This is a genomic window from Streptomyces sp. 71268, assembly GCF_029392895.1.
Classification (GTDB): domain Bacteria; phylum Actinomycetota; class Actinomycetes; order Streptomycetales; family Streptomycetaceae; genus Streptomyces.
The window spans coordinates 8046533-8062739 of sequence record NZ_CP114200.1 but is presented as its reverse complement, the minus strand read 5'-3'; the positions used below and the strand labels follow the sequence as shown (position 1 = coordinate 8062739).

The 16207-nt window shown below is 71.9% G+C and carries 14 protein-coding genes; 3 read left to right on the top strand and 11 right to left on the bottom strand.

The features are described from left to right. Positions 1–96: 96 nt before the first annotated feature. Positions 97–960: a hypothetical protein gene (locus OYE22_RS32110; RefSeq protein ID WP_277323714.1), complete on the bottom strand. Its 864-nt coding sequence runs from the start codon at positions 958–960 to the stop codon at positions 97–99. 467 nt (positions 961–1427) lie between these two features. Between OYE22_RS32110 and OYE22_RS32105 the strand changes: the two genes are divergently transcribed. Next, positions 1428–1850, top strand: a complete 423-nt coding sequence (locus OYE22_RS32105) for a cold shock domain-containing protein (protein WP_277323713.1) — start codon at positions 1428–1430, stop codon at positions 1848–1850. 215 nt (positions 1851–2065) lie between these two features. Here OYE22_RS32105 and OYE22_RS32100 read toward each other — a convergent pair whose 3' ends face one another. The 7 genes from OYE22_RS32100 to OYE22_RS32070 form a co-directional block, all read right to left on the bottom strand. Further along, entirely contained in the window at positions 2066–3022 is a 957-nt protein-coding gene (locus OYE22_RS32100; protein WP_277323712.1) for a carbohydrate ABC transporter permease, read from the bottom strand. Positions 3023–3082: 60 nt separating this feature from the next. Next, entirely contained in the window at positions 3083–3997 is a 915-nt protein-coding gene (locus OYE22_RS32095; protein ID WP_277323711.1) for a sugar ABC transporter permease, read from the bottom strand. Positions 3998–4048: 51 nt separating this feature from the next. Further along, a complete protein-coding gene (ngcE, locus tag OYE22_RS32090) occupies positions 4049–5482 on the bottom strand; it encodes an N-acetylglucosamine/diacetylchitobiose ABC transporter substrate-binding protein (RefSeq protein WP_277323710.1) in 1434 nt (477 codons plus the stop codon). 363 nt (positions 5483–5845) lie between these two features. Then, on the bottom strand, positions 5846–6670 hold the full coding sequence (locus tag OYE22_RS32085; protein ID WP_277323709.1) for a carbohydrate ABC transporter permease: 825 nt from the start codon (positions 6668–6670) through the stop codon (positions 5846–5848). Further along, positions 6667–7590, bottom strand: a complete 924-nt coding sequence (locus tag OYE22_RS32080) for a sugar ABC transporter permease (RefSeq protein WP_277323707.1) — start codon at positions 7588–7590, stop codon at positions 6667–6669. The genes OYE22_RS32085 and OYE22_RS32080 overlap by 4 nt, the downstream gene beginning before the upstream one ends. Next, positions 7587–9026: an extracellular solute-binding protein gene (locus OYE22_RS32075; protein WP_277323706.1), complete on the bottom strand. Its 1440-nt coding sequence runs from the start codon at positions 9024–9026 to the stop codon at positions 7587–7589. Before OYE22_RS32075 ends, OYE22_RS32080 begins: the two co-directional genes overlap by 4 nt. Before the next feature lie 71 nt (positions 9027–9097). Continuing rightward, entirely contained in the window at positions 9098–10159 is a 1062-nt protein-coding gene (locus OYE22_RS32070; RefSeq protein ID WP_277324418.1) for a PfkB family carbohydrate kinase, read from the bottom strand. A gap of 405 nt (positions 10160–10564) precedes the next feature. Between OYE22_RS32070 and OYE22_RS32065 the strand changes: the two genes are divergently transcribed. Both OYE22_RS32065 and OYE22_RS32060 read left to right on the top strand, forming a co-directional pair. Next, positions 10565–11326, top strand: a complete 762-nt coding sequence (locus OYE22_RS32065; RefSeq protein WP_277324417.1) for a DeoR/GlpR family DNA-binding transcription regulator — start codon at positions 10565–10567, stop codon at positions 11324–11326. Beyond that, a complete protein-coding gene (locus OYE22_RS32060) occupies positions 11323–12648 on the top strand; it encodes a 6-phospho-beta-glucosidase (protein WP_277323705.1) in 1326 nt (441 codons plus the stop codon). The genes OYE22_RS32065 and OYE22_RS32060 overlap by 4 nt, the downstream gene beginning before the upstream one ends. Before the next feature lie 153 nt (positions 12649–12801). Here OYE22_RS32060 and OYE22_RS32055 read toward each other — a convergent pair whose 3' ends face one another. The 3 genes from OYE22_RS32055 to OYE22_RS32045 all read right to left on the bottom strand — a co-directional run bounded on the left by OYE22_RS32055 (position 12802) and on the right by OYE22_RS32045 (position 16108). Next, positions 12802–13551: a histone deacetylase gene (locus tag OYE22_RS32055; protein ID WP_277323704.1), complete on the bottom strand. Its 750-nt coding sequence runs from the start codon at positions 13549–13551 to the stop codon at positions 12802–12804. Between the two features lie 4 nt (positions 13552–13555). Beyond that, the gene (locus OYE22_RS32050; protein ID WP_277323703.1) at positions 13556–14275 is read right to left on the bottom strand and encodes a 2OG-Fe(II) oxygenase; all 720 of its coding nucleotides are present in this window, start codon (positions 14273–14275) and stop codon (positions 13556–13558) included. Between the two features lie 234 nt (positions 14276–14509). After that, a complete protein-coding gene (locus tag OYE22_RS32045; protein ID WP_277323702.1) occupies positions 14510–16108 on the bottom strand; it encodes an AlkA N-terminal domain-containing protein in 1599 nt (532 codons plus the stop codon). Between the last annotated feature and the right edge of the window lie 99 nt (positions 16109–16207).

Genomic DNA, 16207 nt, shown 5'->3' with positions numbered 1-16207 from the left:
CCCGTGCAGCATCTCATCACATCGCTCGACCGAGTCAAGCCTTTCGGGATTCGAAATTCCCGTTTCTCGGTGGGCCCCCGGATCGCCATCGGCGCCTCACCCCTTGCCCAGGTGCGCCAGCGGCAGTCCGTCGCCGGCCAGTACGGTCTTGCCGAGCGGCCCGGCCAGCTCCGTCAGGCGCCGCGTACCGACCGCGCCCAGGTGGCGGTAGGGGGCGAGGTCGAGTCGATCGGTCTCGGCCTCGATGGAGCGGCGCAACTCCATCCCCCGCTCCGTCAGTTCGCCGTCGTCCCGCAACAGGCCGCGCTCCCGCAGCCGCTCCTGCGCGGCGGCCCAGTCGGCGGCGGACCAGCCACGGTGGGTCTGGAGGTACCGAGGCTTCCAGCCGGTGCCGGTGGCCGAGTGGGTCACCAGCGCCTCCAGGCCGTCGAGGCCGGCGGCCGAGAGCGCCATCAGGTGCCCGTCACCCCGGTGTTCGCGCAGCAGGGTCCCGGCGTGCCACAGCGCCAGGTGCGGCACGTCGGGGACGGGCAGGTCGGCGTTGGCCGAATACAGCGGTCGCGCGGGGCGCCCGCACCCCTCGGCGGCCCGCAGCGCGAGCTCGGCCGCCTCGGCTATCTCGCGGGAGGCCAGCGCCTCGGGCCCGAGCAGCCGCCGCAGGCAGGCGTCCACGATCCGCAGTCGGGCGGCGAGCACCCGCTCCGGCGCGGCCACCCGCCAGGCGCGCGGCAGGTTCCGGGCCACCAGGGCAGGCTGGAAGTTGTAGAACATCGCCACCACGGCACCCGGGCCCACCGGCCCGAGCGGCGCCGCCCGCCCGGCGAGATAGGCCATGGGCCCGCGCTCCAGGCCGAGTGCCGCGTACGCGTCATCGTGCTCGGGCGCGAAGTAGTAGGCGGCGTGGACGGGATGCAGCGCGTGGTAGCAGCGTCGCGCCTCACGCGGAGTGGGCGTCGTCATGGCCGGCACGCTAGGGCCGATTTCGCGCCACCGCAGGGCGCCGTCAGGGAACGTGTCTCATCCCTGCCAAACCGGTGCGTCACATCCCGTCGCAAGGCGGACAGTTCACGCCGCCGGTGCCGGACATGGCACCAGGCTGCCTCGCCGGTCCCGACACAACCTGTCTGGGGCGGAGGGTTGGAGCGGCGGGGCGAGGCGGCGGGTTGGATCGGAGATTGGGGCGGCGGGGTGAGCGATCCCGGGGTGGTCACACCCGTTCGACCCGCCTGGGTGTGCCGAGCACACCGGGTGGCACACGCCGGTGCTGTGTGGGCGTTCGCCACCTCGGGCACCGCTGCCGGTGGGTGTGCTCAGCACAGGGAGGACGCCCCTTCCCGTGCGACGGTTTCCTTGTAGGCTGTGAACCGGCGTCGGCGAGAGGCGCCAATGGTTGTGGTAGCGATTGACTGAGTTGTGGGGTATTCGCGGTGGCAACGGGAAAGATTCTGCGGTTTGACGAGGTCCGCGGCTATGGGTTCATCACGCCGGATGACGGCGATGAGGACGTGTTCATGCACGCGAACGACCTGCGTAGCGACAAGTCCCTGTTTCGCCCGGGGCTTCGGGTCGCTTTCGACATCGAAGACGGTCAGCGCGGTCTTAAGGCCTCCGATGTGCGGCTGATCGAGCGTTCCGCTCCGGCCGGCACGGTGTCCGGGGACGTGGTCCGCCCGCGCGTGCGTACCGAGGCCGAGGACGGCACCTGTGACGTGCTGACCTCCGCCGAGTTCCAACTCGAGCTGACCGAGGCGCTGTTGCACGCCGTTCCCTCGCTCACCGGAACGCAGTTGGTGTTGGCGCGCAAGCGCATCATCGAACTGGCCCAGGAGCACAACTGGGTGGAGTACTAGAAACACCGGGAGCCGCGAAGGCCCGTTGACGGGCCGGTCACCTCGTCGTTGTGCGCCGCCTGTTCCCTCGCGGTGTGGGGCGGCACTCCCGTTCGACGCGGTTGAGTCCTCTCGTGCTCGACATGTCGCGTGAGCGCTCGACTTTCCGCGTAAGCCGCCGGACTGGTGTCCGGCGGCTTACGTGTGTTCGCGGCCTGGAGGTTGGAGCGGGCCGGCTATTTCAGCGAACCCGCGGTCAGGCCGGCTTGGACCTGGCGTTGGAAGATGATGTAGACCGCGAGGACGGGGATCATGGCGATGAGCAGGCCGGAGAAGAGGACGGCCCAGTTGCCTTTGTATCCCTGGGAGACGGCGAGTTCGACCAGTCCCTGGGGCAGGAGCTTGTCCTTTTCCTCGCCCTGGTTGAGTACGTAGGGGAGCATGTACTGGTTCCACTGGCCCAGGAAGTTGAAGATGCCGATGCTGATCAGTCCTGGTTTGGCCATCGGCAGCATGACCTGGAAGAACGTGCGCGTGTGTGAGGCCCCGTCGATCATCGCCGCCTCCGCCACCGAGGTGGGCAGGGTTTTGAAGAACGAGGTCAGGAAGAAGACCGTGAAGGGCAGCGAGTACGCGATGTAGACCAGGATCAGGCCGTGCTTGGTGTTGAGCATCTCCATGTTCTGCAACACGAAGTACAGCGGCACCAACGCCAGCACGATCGGGAAGCTCATGCCGCCGACGAACAGGTAGTAGATGAACCGGTTCCCACGGAACTCGAACCGCGCCAGGACGTAGGCGGCCATGGCGCCCAGCAGCATGGTGCCGAAGAGGGAGCCGGCGACGACGACGGCCGAGTTCAGGAAGTACCGGCCCATGTTGGCGGTGTTCCACGCCTCCGACCAGTTCTCGAAACGCAGCGACGAGGGCAGCGACCAGGGCGAGGTGAAGATCTCCCGGTCGGTCTTGAGCGAACTCATCGCCGCCCACAACAGCGGCAGCGTGACCAACAGTCCCCACACGGCCAGAATCCCGTGCGAGAACACGTTGAGCACCCCACCCGCACGGTCCCCACGCCGCCGCCCGGCACCCGACACCGTCGGCGGCACCGCTTTCACGGGGGTCTGCTCGCTGGGCAGTTCCAGCGCCGTGGGCATGTCGACCAGGTCCTTGGATGACAGTTCTCCGCTCACGGCGCGTTCCTCTCCACGACAGGGCGTACGCGTACGGCACGGGCACTGGGTGCTGTCATCTCAGAACTCCAGCCTTTCTCGGCGGCCGAGTCGCATGACGACCGTCGCGAAGATCATCGTGACGATCAGCAACGCCACACCCAACGCGGTCGCGTAACCGGCCTGCCCGTCCCGAATGCCCTTCGTGTACACGAACCACGTCAGGACCTCGGTCGAGTAGTCAGGGCCACCAGGACCGACCGTCATGATCTGCACCACCGCGAACGCGTCCAGCGCCAGGATCCCCATGTACACCCAACCGGTCTGCACGGTGTCCCACAACAGCGGCAACGTGATCCGGAAGAACGTCGTGAACCGATTCGCGCCATCCAACAACGCCGCCTCGTAGAAACCACGAGGAATCGTGCTCATCGCCGCCGAGAACAACACCACATAGAACCCGACGTTGCTCCACACCATCACCGCCATCACACACCACAACGCCAGACTCGGATCACCCAACCAGTTGGGCTGCACCGAATCCAACCCGATCCCCGACAGGAACGAGTTCAACGCCCCACTGTTCGGGTTGTACGCGAACTGGAAGACCAACGCCACGATCGCGATCGACAACACCTGCGGGAAGAAGTACACCACCTTGTACAGCGACGACCCCCGCACACCCGAGACCACCGCCCCCTTACGCCGCCCACCCACATTCAACATGAAAGCGAAGAACAGCCCCATGCCAAGCGTCACCAGCGGCAACACGAGCAACAACACCAGATTGTTCCGCAACGCATGCCAGAACACATCGTCATCCAGCAACTTACGGTAATTATCGAACCCCACCATCTGGAGATCCGAGCTCAGACCACTCCAATTCGTGAACGAATAGTAGATAGCCTGGAGGAACGGCGAGATCACAAAAACCGCGTAAATCGCCAACGGCAGGGACAAAAACCCCACGATGAAGCCGTACTTACCGTGCCGCACTGCTACCGACCCCACTCCTCGCCCACGAAGGACGCGACTGCCAGCGCATCCTCACTTGTGCCGGTACTTCTTCACAGCGGAATCCTTCGCCGTCTCATCCGCGAACTTCTGACACTTGGCCATGCACTCCTTCGGCGACATACGCCCGGCCATCATCTCGCCCAACGCCGCCACCCCGATCTTCTCCTTCTGCAACGTCACATACCAATCCTGCAACCGCGGATTGACGACGTTATCCCCCGCCTTCTTCCACAACTCCTGCGCCGACGCCAACCCCGGGGGAAGCCGCAAACCCTCCGTACCACCATTGAGCGAGGACAAAGAGGAGACCTGCTGAATGAAGTTCCGCGTGGACTTCGCGCCCAACATGATGCGCAGCAACTCCATACCACCACGCGGGTTCTTGGCGTTCTTCGGCACGATGAACGGCTCACCGCCGGAAGCCCAGATCGTCCCGTACGGCAGCTTGTCACCCGAATCCAACGACGACGGCGCACCCACACCCATGTCGAAGTTCTTCGGCGTGGTCTTCTTCGTCTCGTTCTCCACCCACGAACCGTTCGGGATGAACAACGCCTTCCCCTCGTTCCACGCCACCTGCGACTGAATATGGTCCAGCCCCGGCGTGCCCTTGAGGATGTACCCCTTGGCCTGCAACTCGTGATACGCCTCGAACGCGGCCCGCACCGCCTCGTGCTTCCACGCGTTCGGCTCCAGGTTGTCGATCGCGTCCAGCGTCTCGCGGCCACCGATCTTCGCGATGAACGGATACAGACTGAACGGCAGGTAGTACGGATGCTTCCCCGGGTACGTCCACCCCGCGATCCCCTGCTTCTTCGCGTCCGCGCACAGCTTCAGCATCTCGTCCCAGGTCTGCGGATACTCCCAGCCGTGCTTGGCCAGCAACGACTTCGAGTACCACACCCCGTAGATGGTGTAGGCGTAGTACAGGACCCAGACCTCGTCCCCCTCGAACTGCCCCATCTCCAACACGCCAGGGCGTAGCGTGTCCCGCACCTTCTTGTTCGGATCATCAAGCGACGGCGCGTCCAACAACTCCCGCAAATCGGTGAGCTGGTCCTTCGACACCAGCGTGCCGAAATCCATCTGCTCCGCGCCCGAGTTGTCGATCAGATCCGGCGGCGTACCACCGTTGAACCGCGGCGCCAGCTTCGCCTGGATCTTCTGCGTCGCCGAATGCTTGATCTTCCCGTCCGTCTTCGGATACGCCTTCACGTACTCCGCCTGCGCGGCCTTGGCGTATTCGTCGCCGAAGCCGCCGTCGAAGATGACGACGTCAAGGCCCGCGCTCTCGTTGACCCCCAGCGGGTTCCTCGCCGACTTCCTGCCCTCGGCGACCTGCTGCGTGCCCCCGCCGCCGCCCGTCGCGCAGGCGCTGAGCGCGGTGAGTGCGGGCACGGTGAGGAGGCCGGCAGCGGTGGCGCGCTTGATGAGGGAGCGCCGTCCCACGTCGATGGTTGTCATGCTCACACGCTCGCCTTCGTCGGGGGGTGTCGCGGCGACCCGGTCGGGGCTCAAGGATTCGCGCCGCGTCCCGGGCGGGTCCATGGACGCTCACGCGCGGCCCTTGGACAAACGCGCGGCCGCCCGCCGCGCGCCGGGCGGTGCCGGCGCGGCGGGGGAACCCGTTCGTCCGTACCGCCATCCACATGGTCCGATAATCACCCGCGCACCCCCCGATGGCCGGCAGCGAGCGGCGACGCCCCGAAGAACTCGCCGGTTCGGCCGCACGGTCGACGCCGCGCGGCCCCGCCACCCCGCTGCCAGACGACGACCGCGGGCGCCCGGGCCGGTGGCAGCGCGGGGGTTCCCGCGTGTCGCGCGCGGCTACTCCTTGACGGCGCCGCTGAGCATGCCCGCGATGAAGCGGCGCTGCAGCGCCACGTACACGATGACCACGGGCAACGCGATCAGCACCGCCGCCGCGGCCAGCAGCGCCGTCTCCGAGCTGTGCTGCCCCTGGAAGAAGGCGAGCCCGAGCGGGACCGTGCGGTGTGCCTCGTCGCTGACCATGACCAGTGCCATCAGGAACTCGTTCCAGGTCCACATGAAGACGATGACGACCAGGGTGGAGATGGCCGGGCGGGCCATGGGCACCAGGACCCGCCACAGGGTGGTCCAGCTGTTCGCGCCGTCGATCCGCGCCGCCTCGATCACGGACCGGGCGCTGCCGCGGAAGTAGGTACGCATCCAGAACACGCCGAACGCCAGCGACTGGGCGGCCTGCGGCAGGATCAGGCCCCAGTAGGTGTCGGTGAGTTCGAGGTGGCGCAGGTCGAAGTAGAGCGGGACGACCAGGGCCTCCTGCGGCAGTGCGAGGCCGAGCACGAACAGGTAGAACAGCGGCGTGGAGCCGGGGAAGCGCATCACCCCGAAGGCGTAGCCGGCCAGCACCGACAGCAGCGTGGCGACGGCGACCACGGACAGCGTGACCAGGGCCGAGTTCCGCAGGTAGGTGCCGAAGTGGCCGCTGGTCCAGGCGTCGGCGAAGTTCCCCCAGTGCAGCCCGTCGTCCGGCAGCGTGAAGCCGGTGCTCAGCGAGGACTGCGGGCCGAGCGCGGTGGCGAGGATGCCGAGCACAGGGGTCAGTGAGACGACGGTGAACAGGGCGAGAATGGCGTAGGTGAGGGTCCGCTCGGTGCGCGAGATCATGTGCGCCGCCCTTCCACGAGCCGGGAGATGCCGACGGTCAGCACGAAGATCAGCAGCGTCAGCGTCACCCCGATGGCGGCGGCGGAGCCCACCTGGTTGGTCTCAAAGGCCCGGTGGTAGACCTCGTACGCCGGCACGGACGTGGCGTTGCCCGGTCCCCCGCTGGTGGTGATGTAGATCAGGTCGAAGTTGCGCAGTCCGGCCACGATGGTCAGGGTGAGCGCGACGGCGATCTGCGGGCGCAGGCCCGGCAGGGTGACGGCGAGGAACTCGCGTATCGGGCCGGCGCCGTCGAGGCGCGCCGCCTCGTACAGCTCGCGCGGGATGCGCTGCGCCCCGGCCAGGAAGAGCACCATGCACAGGCCCGTGCCGACCCAGGTCCCGACGATGCCGACAGCCGGCAGCGCCCAGTCGTAGTCGCCCAGCCAGGGGCGGGCCAGGGTGCCGAGGCCGACGGCCTCCAGCGTGTCGTTGAGCAGTCCGTCGGGGGCGAGGATCGAGCGCCAGGCGACGCCGACGACGACGAGCGCGAGCACCTGGGGCAGGAAGAGCACGGTGCGGAAGAAGGTCATGCCGCGCACCCGGGCCCGCGAGAGCAGCGCGGCCAGCAGCAGCCCGATGGCGACCGGCAGCGCCGAGTAGAAGACGAGCAGGATCAGCGCGTGGGCGAAGGGGGCGCGCAGGTCGGGGTCGGTGAGCAGGTCGTGGTAGTTGTCGCCGCCGGCCCAGGTGGCGGCGGTCAGCCCGTCCCAGTGCAGCAGGGACAGCCACACCGACTGGCCGAAGGGGAAGACCAGCAGGGCCCCGTAGAGCGCGAGCGCGGGCAGGACGTACAGGTAGCCGACGGCGCGCGGCTCGCCCGGGGCGCGTCGCGCGTAGCGGCCGGTGAGCCGGGCCGGTCCGCGCGGGGCGCGCTTCATCGGCCGTCCCGCCGCGGGCCCGGTCCGGCCGCGGCGTCCCGGTCGCCCTCGCGTTGTTCGGCCATGAACGCGGCGTAGTCGCGCTGCGCGGTGGCGGCGAAGCGTTCGGGTGACTGGGCGCCGGCGATGACGCCCTGGAGCCCCTCGGAGAGGGTGTCGTAGAAGGTGGGTGTGGCGTAGTCGAGGTAGGGCACCAGGCCGTCCGCCTCGTTCAGGCGGCGCCAGGTGTCCAGCATCTGCCCGTCCACGCTGGTGCGCGGCACCCGCGCTGCGGCCTCGCCCGGCACGGCGGGCAGCACGCCGTGCCGGGTCATCACGTCGGCGGCGTGTTCGCTGGTGAGGAAGTCCAGGTAGGCGGCGGCGACCTCGGGGTGCTTGCTGCGCGAGGTGATGGACCAGGCCAGGCCCTGGCCGCCGGTGGACAGTGGTGGGCCGCCCGGGGTGGCCGGGGGCGGCGGCATGAGGCCGAGGTTGTCGCCCATGGCCTTCTTGAGGTCGGCGAGTTGCCAGGTGCCGGTGATCAGGTACGCGCCGTCGCCGGAGGCGAACTTCTTGGCGGCGTCGTCGTAGCCGAGGCCGTTGGCGCCCTTGGGGAGGTAGCCGCGCCGGTGCCAGTCGGCGAGGGTGGCCGCCGCCTCTGTGGTCTGCCGGTTGTCGAAGCGGCCGGCGCGCCCGAAGACCAGGTCGCGCACGGGGGCGGCGCCCGACTGGCTCTGCAGGACGCCGAAGGTGTGGATGGCCGGGTACTTGTCGAGGTTGCCGAACTGGATGGGCAGGCGGCCGTCCGAGCGGAGGCGGGCGAGTTGGCCCGTGAACTCGTCCCAGGTCCTCGGCGGTCTCAGGCCGCTCTTGGCGAGCAGGTCCTTGTTGTAGTAGAGGCCGACGAACTCGCCCGTCTGGGAGATGCCGTACAGCCGGCCGGTGCCGAAGCGGCGGCCGTCGGCGGAGACCCGGTTGTGGTTGAGCAGCGTGGTCGGGTAGCGGGTGTTCCAGTCGTAGATGCCCGCGTAGTTGTCGAGCGGGGCGAGCAACCCGGCGCGGACGAAGGCGACCATGTCCGGGTAACCCTGGTTGGCCTGGACGACGTCGGGTGGGTTGTTGCCGGACACGGCCAGCTTGAGGGTGGCCTTCAGGTCGGTGAAGCCGCGTGCCACCCGCTTGACGCGTACGTTGGGGTAGGCGCGCTGGAACTCCTTGTTGAGCTGCTCCACCTCGGCGTTGGTGCCGCCGCGGATCTCCTGGTCCCACACGGTCAAAGTGACCTTGCCGGCCTTGGCCGGGTCGGGGATGGCGGTGGCGCCGCCCGCCGTGCCGCCGCCGGCGGCGGAGCCGTCCGTGCCGGGTACGCAGCCCGCGGCGAGCAGCGCCAGGGTGGCGAGCGCCACGACGGGGGCCGTGCCACGGGGGCGCTGCGCCCTCGCCGCTCGGTTGGGCATCGGGGTCTCCTTCGTCGGGGCCGGCGCGCGGGGGGCGGGGGCCGCTGGGCGGGAGTGTGCCCGCCGCGCGCTCACGCGCCGCGGAAGCCGATGGTGGGCAGGGCCCGTAGCCGGGGCCAGTCGCGCATGCCGGTGGGGAGCAGCTTGTCGAGGAAGCGGTAGCGGCGCACGGCCTCCGCGTCCAGGGCGCCAGGGCCGGCGGACGGTTGGCTGGCCCACGCCCACCAGGCGGCGACCTCCGGCCAGCCGGGGGCGGAGAGCGAGCCGCCGAAGTGCTGGACGGACAGACCGGCGGTGAGGTTGGCGAAGGCCAGCCGGTCGGCGAGCGGCCAGCCGGCAAGGGTGCCGGTCATGAAGCCGGCGACGAACACGTCGCCCGCGCCCGTCGGGTCGAGCGCCTCCACGGGGAGCGCGGGCACGTCCGCGTACTCGCCGGTGAGCGAGTCCACGGCCACCGCGCCGCCCGGGCCCTTGGTGACCACCGCGATGGGCACCAGGTCCGCGAGGGCGCGTACGGCGCGCTCGGGGCTGTCGGTGCGGGTGTAGCGCTGGGCCTCGGTCGCGTTGGGCAGGAAGGCGTGGCAGTAGGGCAGGTCGGGCAGGGCCGCTGGGTCCCAGCGCCCGCTCTCGTCCCAGCCGACGTCGGCGAAGACCTTGCTGCCTCGGGCGTGCGCCGCGCGCACCCACTCCTCGTGGCGGCCGGGTTCGAAGGCCGCGACGCAGGCGCGCGAGCGCGGCAGCGGGCGGTCGGCGGCGGCCGGCGCCGGGTGCTCGTGCGTGACCATGGTGCGCTCACCCTCGTACGCCATGGAGACGGTGACCGGCGAATGCCAGCCGGGCACCCGGCGCGAGGCGGCGAGGTCCACGCCCTCCCCGTCGGCGAGGGCGTCCCAGCAGTAGTCGCCGTAGATGTCGGTGCCGAAGGCGGCGGCCAGCGTGGTGCGCAGGCCGAGCCGGGCGAGCGCGGTGGCCATGTTGGCGATGCCGCCGGGGCTCTGGCCCATGCCGCGCGCCCACGACTCGGTGCCGCGCACCGGGGCGTGGTCGAGTCCGGTGAAGACGATGTCCAGGAAGACGGTGCCGGTCAGGTACACGTCGTAGGCGGGGTCACCGGCCTCGCGCACCGCCGCCAGCGGGTCGACGGGGACGGCGCGGCAGTGCGCGTCCCTCGGGCGCTCCGGGTCGCGGGGCTGGGCCGCGACGTCCTGGCCGCGGTCCGCCGCGGCCGGTCCCGCGCCTTCGGTGACCCCGGTGACCTGCTCGGCGTCCTTGGCCTTGGCGTCCTTGGCGGCACTCACCTGACGTGCCCCTCCCCTTCCGTGCGGCGTCCACGACGGCGTGCGGCGAACGGCGGTCGCCGCCCGTGGGCGGTGCCGCCCGGGCTCCGGGGCGGCGCGCCGGCACGGCCGACTGCCACGGGGCGTCGATTCGACGTGTCCACCGCTTCGTGTGACGGAAACCTTGCACTGCGTCGCCCTGCTTTTGCAAGACTTCCATCACACTCGCGCACACTCGCTCACATGCAGTACGTTGCGGGCATGCTGCGAAAGGCCCGCCACGAGAAGCTGCTGAGCCTCCTCGGCGCGGAAGGGGTGCTGCCGGTCCGGGAGATCGCCCAGCGGCTGGCGGTCAGCGAGGCGACCGCCCGCCGTGACCTGGACGCGCTCGGCCGGGCCGGACACCTGACCCGGGTCTACGGCGGCGCGCTGGCCGGCGGGCGCTGCGGCGACGAGCGCCCCTTCGCCGACGTCGCGGACGACGACCTGGCCGACAAGGTCGCCGTGGCCCGCCGCGCGGCCGAACTCGTCGCGGACGGCGACGTGCTGCTCCTGGACATCGGCACCACCACGCTCCAGCTCGCCAAGCAGCTCAGGGGGCGCGAGGTGACCGTGGTGACCAGCAGCCTGGCGGTCTTCGACGAGCTGCGCGAGGACCCGCGGGTGACACTGATCCTGCTCGGCGGCCAGGTGCGGCGCAACTACCGCTCGCTGGTCGGCTTCCTGACCGAGTCCAGCCTGCGCCAACTCCACGTCGGCCGGCTCTTCCTCGGCGCCAGCGGCGTCCTGCCGGACGGCGGCGTGCTCGACAGCACCGCGGTGGAGGTACCGGTCAAGCGGGCCATGCTGGCCGCGGCCCAGCACGTGGTGCTCCTCGCCACCGGCGACAAGTTCCCCGGCGCGACCGGCCTGGCGCGCGTCTGCGGACCCGGTGACATCGACACCCTGATCACGAACGACACCTCGGACCCGGCGACCCTCGCCGTGTTCCGCGAGGCCGATGTGGAGGTACTGACCGTATGAGGCTGACCGTGCTGGGTGGCGGCGGATTCCGGATGCCGCTGGTGTACCGGGCACTGATGGACGACCAGGGCTCCGCCGCCGGGCGCTGCACCGAGGTCACGCTGTACGACACCGAGCGGCGGCGCCTCGACGCGATCGGCGCGGTCATCGCCGAGCAGGCCGCGGGGCGCGCCGACGTCCCGGCCGTGCGCCTGACCACCGACCTGGACGAGGCGCTGCGCGGGGCCGACTTCGTCTTCTCCGCCATCCGCGTCGGCGGCCTCGCCGGCCGGGCCCGCGACGAGCGCCTGCCGCTGGCCGAGGGCGTGCTCGGGCAGGAGACGGTCGGCGCGGGCGGCGTGCTCTACGGGCTGCGCACGCTGCCGGTGGCGGTGCGGATCGCCGAGCGCGTCGCGGCGCTGGCGCCCGACGCCTGGGTCATCAACTTCACCAACCCGGCCGGCATGGTCACCGAGGCCATGCAGCGCGTCCTGGGCGACCGGGTGATCGGCATCTGCGACTCGCCGGTGGGCCTGTGCCGGCGCGCGGCGCGGGCCGTCGGCGTCGACCCGGACCGGGCCAGCTACGACTACGTCGGGCTCAACCACCTGGGCTGGCTGCGCCGGATCACCGTCGAAGGCCGGGACGTACTGCCCGAACTCCTCGCGGACGAGGCGGCGTTGACCTCCTTCGAGGAGGGCAAGCTCTTCGGCTCCGACTGGCTGCGCACGCTCGGCGCGCTGCCCAACGAGTACCTGCACTACTACTACTTCAACCGGGAGTCGGTCGCCGCCATCCGGGACGCGCCGCAGACCCGCGGCGAGTTCCTGCGCACCCAGCAGGCGGCGTTCTACGAGGAGGCCGCCGCCCGGCCCGACGGCGCGCTGGCGGCCTGGGAGCGCACCCGCCTGGAGCGCGAGGAGACGTACCTGGCCGAGGGCCGGGAGGCCACCGGCGGTTGGCAGCGCGACGCCTGCGACCTGGAGGGCGGCGGTTACGACCGGGTCGCCCTGGCCCTGATGCGCGCCATCGCGCGGGACGAGCGCACCACGCTCATCCTCAACGTGCGCAACCGCACGGCCGTCCCGGCCCTGGACGCGGACGCGGTCGTGGAGGTGCCCTGCGCCGTGGACGCCAACGGGGCTCACCCGCTGGCCGTCGGCCCGGTGGCCCCCGGCCAACTCGGCCTGATGCTCACCCTCAAGGAGGTGGAGCGGGCCGCCATCGAGGCGGCGGCGAGCGGCTCCCACCAGGCGGCGCTGCGCGCCGTGGCGCTGCACCCGCTGGTGGACTCGGTCAACGTCGCGCGCCGCGTGCTCCAGGCGGCGGAGGCGGGAGCCTGACCCACAGGGCCCGGGGGCCGGGCCTCGCGCCGCCGCCCCGGTTCTCGACCTGGCTCCGGCCGGGTGGGCTGGGCGAGTTGGCCGAGATCGTGTGGTCGGGCGGTACGGGGAAGGCTCGCCGGCCAGCGGCGGAGTGCGGTGGCGGCCCGGCGCTCAGCGCGGCAGCGGGCCCGCCCGGGGTGGGCCCGCGTCGGCCACGGACGCGGGCCCGGCGCCGGCCTCCTCGGGCGCGGTGAGCAGGGCGGCGATGTCCGGCTCGGCCCAGTGGCCGGCCGCGCCGGAGCAGGCGGCCAGGTAGCGCGCCGCGCGGGCCGCGCTCCAACCGTGCGCCTCCCGCAGGCCGGCGGCCAGGTGGCGCAGGTACGGCGCGGAGGGCGCCAGCGGCGGCAGCTCGCCAACCCGCCACGGGGCGGTGAAGGTCACCATGGGGAGGCCGTCCAGCGCGCCAGGGCACACCAGCGTCTCGTACCGGCCGGGCCCCACGCTGGCCCGCCCGGCCGCCACCACCTCGGTCAGATCCAGGTCGCGACCGCTGCCGGGGGCGCGGTACATCTCCTGGGCCGCGATGTCGGAGAACTGCGAGCGGGTCAGCAGGTAGGCGCGGGCGGCGGTCTCACCGGTGGCGTCCGGGTCGTGGAAGGCCCGGCCACCGCCCCAGCGGGGCGAGCGCGTCGCGAAGTACAGGCAGCCGGGCAGCATGACCGGCAGGCTGCGCTCCGGTGGCCTCGGGTCGCGGCAGCCGACGTGTGCCACGGTCCCGCCCGGTGGCACGCCGCCGCCGAGGTAGCAGGCCAGCCGTGCGGCGTGCAGGTTGGAGCCGTAGGCCACGTACCACAGCCGGTCCCCGAGGGAGGTGGGGCCGGCCGCGCGGTCCGGGCGGCGCGGGGTGCTCACCCCACCCATCCCATCAGGCCGCGTCGTGGAAGACCAGGCCGAGCGTGTGCCGGTGGCCCGAACGCACCAGGCTCACGCCGTGCCGCATCGGGGCGGTGGCGAAGCCACGGGTGGAGCGCACCGGGCGGTCCCGCGTGGTGAAGATCAACCCGTGGCCCTGCGGCAGCAGCGTCGCCGTGCCACGGGACTGGGCCCGTGGCCGCTGCTCGACCAGCAGGAACTCGCCGCCCGTGTAGTCGGTGCCCGGCTCGTCGAGACCGATGACCACCTGGAGCGGGAAGACGAGATCGCCGTACAGGTCGCGGTGGAGCGCGTTCCAGCCGCCCTTGCCGTACCGCAGCAGGATGGGGGTGGGCTTGGTCTGGCCGGCCGCGTGGCAGGCGTCGAGCCAGGCGTCGAGCGTCTCGGGCCAGGGGGCGGTGCGGCGCAGCTTGGTCGCCCAGTCCCGGGCGATGCGCAGCAGGTACGGGTAGAACGCGGCGCGCAGCGCGGCGACGGGCTCGGGTATCGGGTGGTCGAAGTACCGGTACTGGCCGAAGCCGAACCCGTAGCGGCCCATGTCGATCGTGGACCTGAACCGCCCTGGCTCGTCGTACCAGGCGGCGATCTCCCGGCACTGGTCACGGTCAAGGAGGCGCGGGGTCAGGGCGCTGCCGTGGGCGTTCATCTCCTCGGTGAGCGCGTCCCAGTCGGCGTCGTGGACGGCGGCGGTGAGAGGTGTCGTGCTGGTCATCGGTGCTCCGGACGTCGGGGTCGGGCTGTGGTGCGCGGCGCCGCGCGGACCGCCGCGAGGTGCCTGGTGGGTCGTACGGGTGTGGGCTGGCCGGGCAGCATACGGGCAGGTCGGGGGCGTGATCACGGGCAGCGGCGGGATCGGGCCACGGTCCGCCGGGCGCGCGGGGCCGTCCCTCGGGGCCGGGTGTGGCGGTTCGGTCGTATCGAGCCATGGGCGCCACCGGGTGGGCGGTCAGGCGTGGGCGGGTTGCCGCGCCGCCCACAGGTAGTGGGTCGCGTACGAACGCCACGGGCGCCAGGCGTCCCGCTCGGCCTCGGGCGCCGCCCCGGCGCCGGCCCCGCGTCCGCCACCGTCGGCGGTGTCGGTGTCGGCCAGCAGGACGTCGGGGTCGCCGAGGGCCCGCATGCGGACGTAGCCCGCCGTCCTGGGGGCGATGCCGGGCAGGGCCCGCAGGCTCCGCTCGGCCTCGACGCGGTCGGCGCCCGGATCCAGGCTCAGACCGCCGTCTGCCAGGGCGGTGGCGAGGGCCCGCAGCGCACTCCGCCCCTCCGGCGACAGGTCCAGGTCGTCCAGCGGGGCGTCGGCCAGCGCCTCGGCGCGCGGGAAGAAGTGGGTCAGCCCACCGCTGGCCGTCGGCAGCGCCTCGCCGTACGCCGCGACCAGCGCCTCCCCCACCCGGCGCGCCCGCCGCGCCGTCGCGCCCTGGCCGATGACGGCGCGTACGGCGAGTTCGTGCGGGTCGGCCGAGCCGGGTGCGCGCAGCCCGGGGCGGGCGGTGACCAGCGGGCCGAGCCGTGGGCAGCCGCCGAGCCGCTCGGCCACCGCGTACGGGTCGGCGTCCAGGTCGAAGAGGCGCCGCATGCGCTGGCTGGCCGTGGTCAGGTCGCGCAGTTCGCACAGGTGGAGCCGGCATTCCAGCCAACCCTGGTCGAGGGTCGGCTCGCGCACCTCGGCGATGCCGCCCCCGCCCGGCAGCCGGAGCGTGCGCCGGTACAACCGGGCGCCGGGCTCGCCCGTCACCTCCTCGACGCCGGGGACGTGCCGCCGCTGGAGGTAGTCGAAGATCTCCCGGCCCGCGTACGCGCCCCGGTAGGCCAGCCGCAGGGGGATGCCGCGCGGCGCCCCGGGCACCGGTCCGGCCGGCGCCGCGAGGACGGCCTTCCCGGCGCCGGCCGCCAGCGGTGCCCGCCCGGACCGGACCGCGCCGGTGGCCCCGTCCCCGCCGCTCCAGGCGTCCTCGCGCGCCACCGAGCCGTAGCGCGCCGTGGCGCCCGGGCGGGCCAGGCGCAGGGCGGTGGGCGTGCTGGCGTAGATCTCGCGGATGGTGTCGTTGAACTGCCGCACGCTGGCGAAGCCGGCCGCGAAGGCGATGTCGGCCGCCTGCATGTGCGTCGTCTGGAGCAGGACCCGGGCCGTGTGGGCGCGCTGGGCGCGGGCCAGGGCGACCGGGCCCGCGCCCAGTTCGGCGTTGAGCTGGCGCTGCACCTGGCGGGCGCTGTAGCCGAGGCGCACGGCGAGCCCTGCCACGCCCTCCCGGTCCACGACGCCATCGCCGATCAGCCGCATGGCGCGGCCGACGACGTCGGCGCGGGCGTTCCACTCGGCCGAGCCGGGCACGGCGTCGGGACGGCAGCGCCGGCAGGCCCGGAAGCCGGCGCCCTGCGCCGCGGCCGCCGTCGCGAAGAACCGCACGTTCTTGCGCTTGGGGGTGACCGCGGGGCAGCTCGGGCGGCAGTAGATGCCCGTGGTCGTCACGGCGAAGAAGAACTGGCCGTCGAACCGCGCGTCCCGGCTGCACACCGCTTCGTACCTGCTGTCCTCGTTCGTCACGCCCTCCACTATGCGCGCCGGCCGCGCGCCGGGCTGGCGGAAATCGGACGTGGCGTTCGGGGGCGCCGGCACGGCGCGACGGGGCGACCCCGCGCCGCC

What these genes read in the sequence shown, in the direction of transcription:
- OYE22_RS32065 (WP_277324417.1), top strand. Translation starts at nt 10,565, where the DNA reads ATGCTGCGAAAGGCCCGCCACGAGAAGCTGCTGAGCCTCCTCGGCGCG.
- OYE22_RS32060 (WP_277323705.1), top strand. Translation starts at nt 11,323, where the DNA reads ATGAGGCTGACCGTGCTGGGTGGCGGCGGATTCCGGATGCCGCTGGTG.
- OYE22_RS32075 (WP_277323706.1), bottom strand. Translation starts at nt 9,026, where the DNA reads ATGCCCAACCGAGCGGCGAGGGCGCAGCGCCCCCGTGGCACGGCCCCC.
- OYE22_RS32050 (WP_277323703.1), bottom strand. Translation starts at nt 14,275, where the DNA reads ATGACCAGCACGACACCTCTCACCGCCGCCGTCCACGACGCCGACTGG.
- OYE22_RS32110 (WP_277323714.1), bottom strand. Translation starts at nt 960, where the DNA reads ATGACGACGCCCACTCCGCGTGAGGCGCGACGCTGCTACCACGCGCTG.
- OYE22_RS32085 (WP_277323709.1), bottom strand. Translation starts at nt 6,670, where the DNA reads ATGATCTCGCGCACCGAGCGGACCCTCACCTACGCCATTCTCGCCCTG.
- OYE22_RS32080 (WP_277323707.1), bottom strand. Translation starts at nt 7,590, where the DNA reads ATGAAGCGCGCCCCGCGCGGACCGGCCCGGCTCACCGGCCGCTACGCG.
- OYE22_RS32055 (WP_277323704.1), bottom strand. Translation starts at nt 13,551, where the DNA reads ATGGGTGGGGTGAGCACCCCGCGCCGCCCGGACCGCGCGGCCGGCCCC.
- ngcE (WP_277323710.1), bottom strand. Translation starts at nt 5,482, where the DNA reads ATGACAACCATCGACGTGGGACGGCGCTCCCTCATCAAGCGCGCCACC.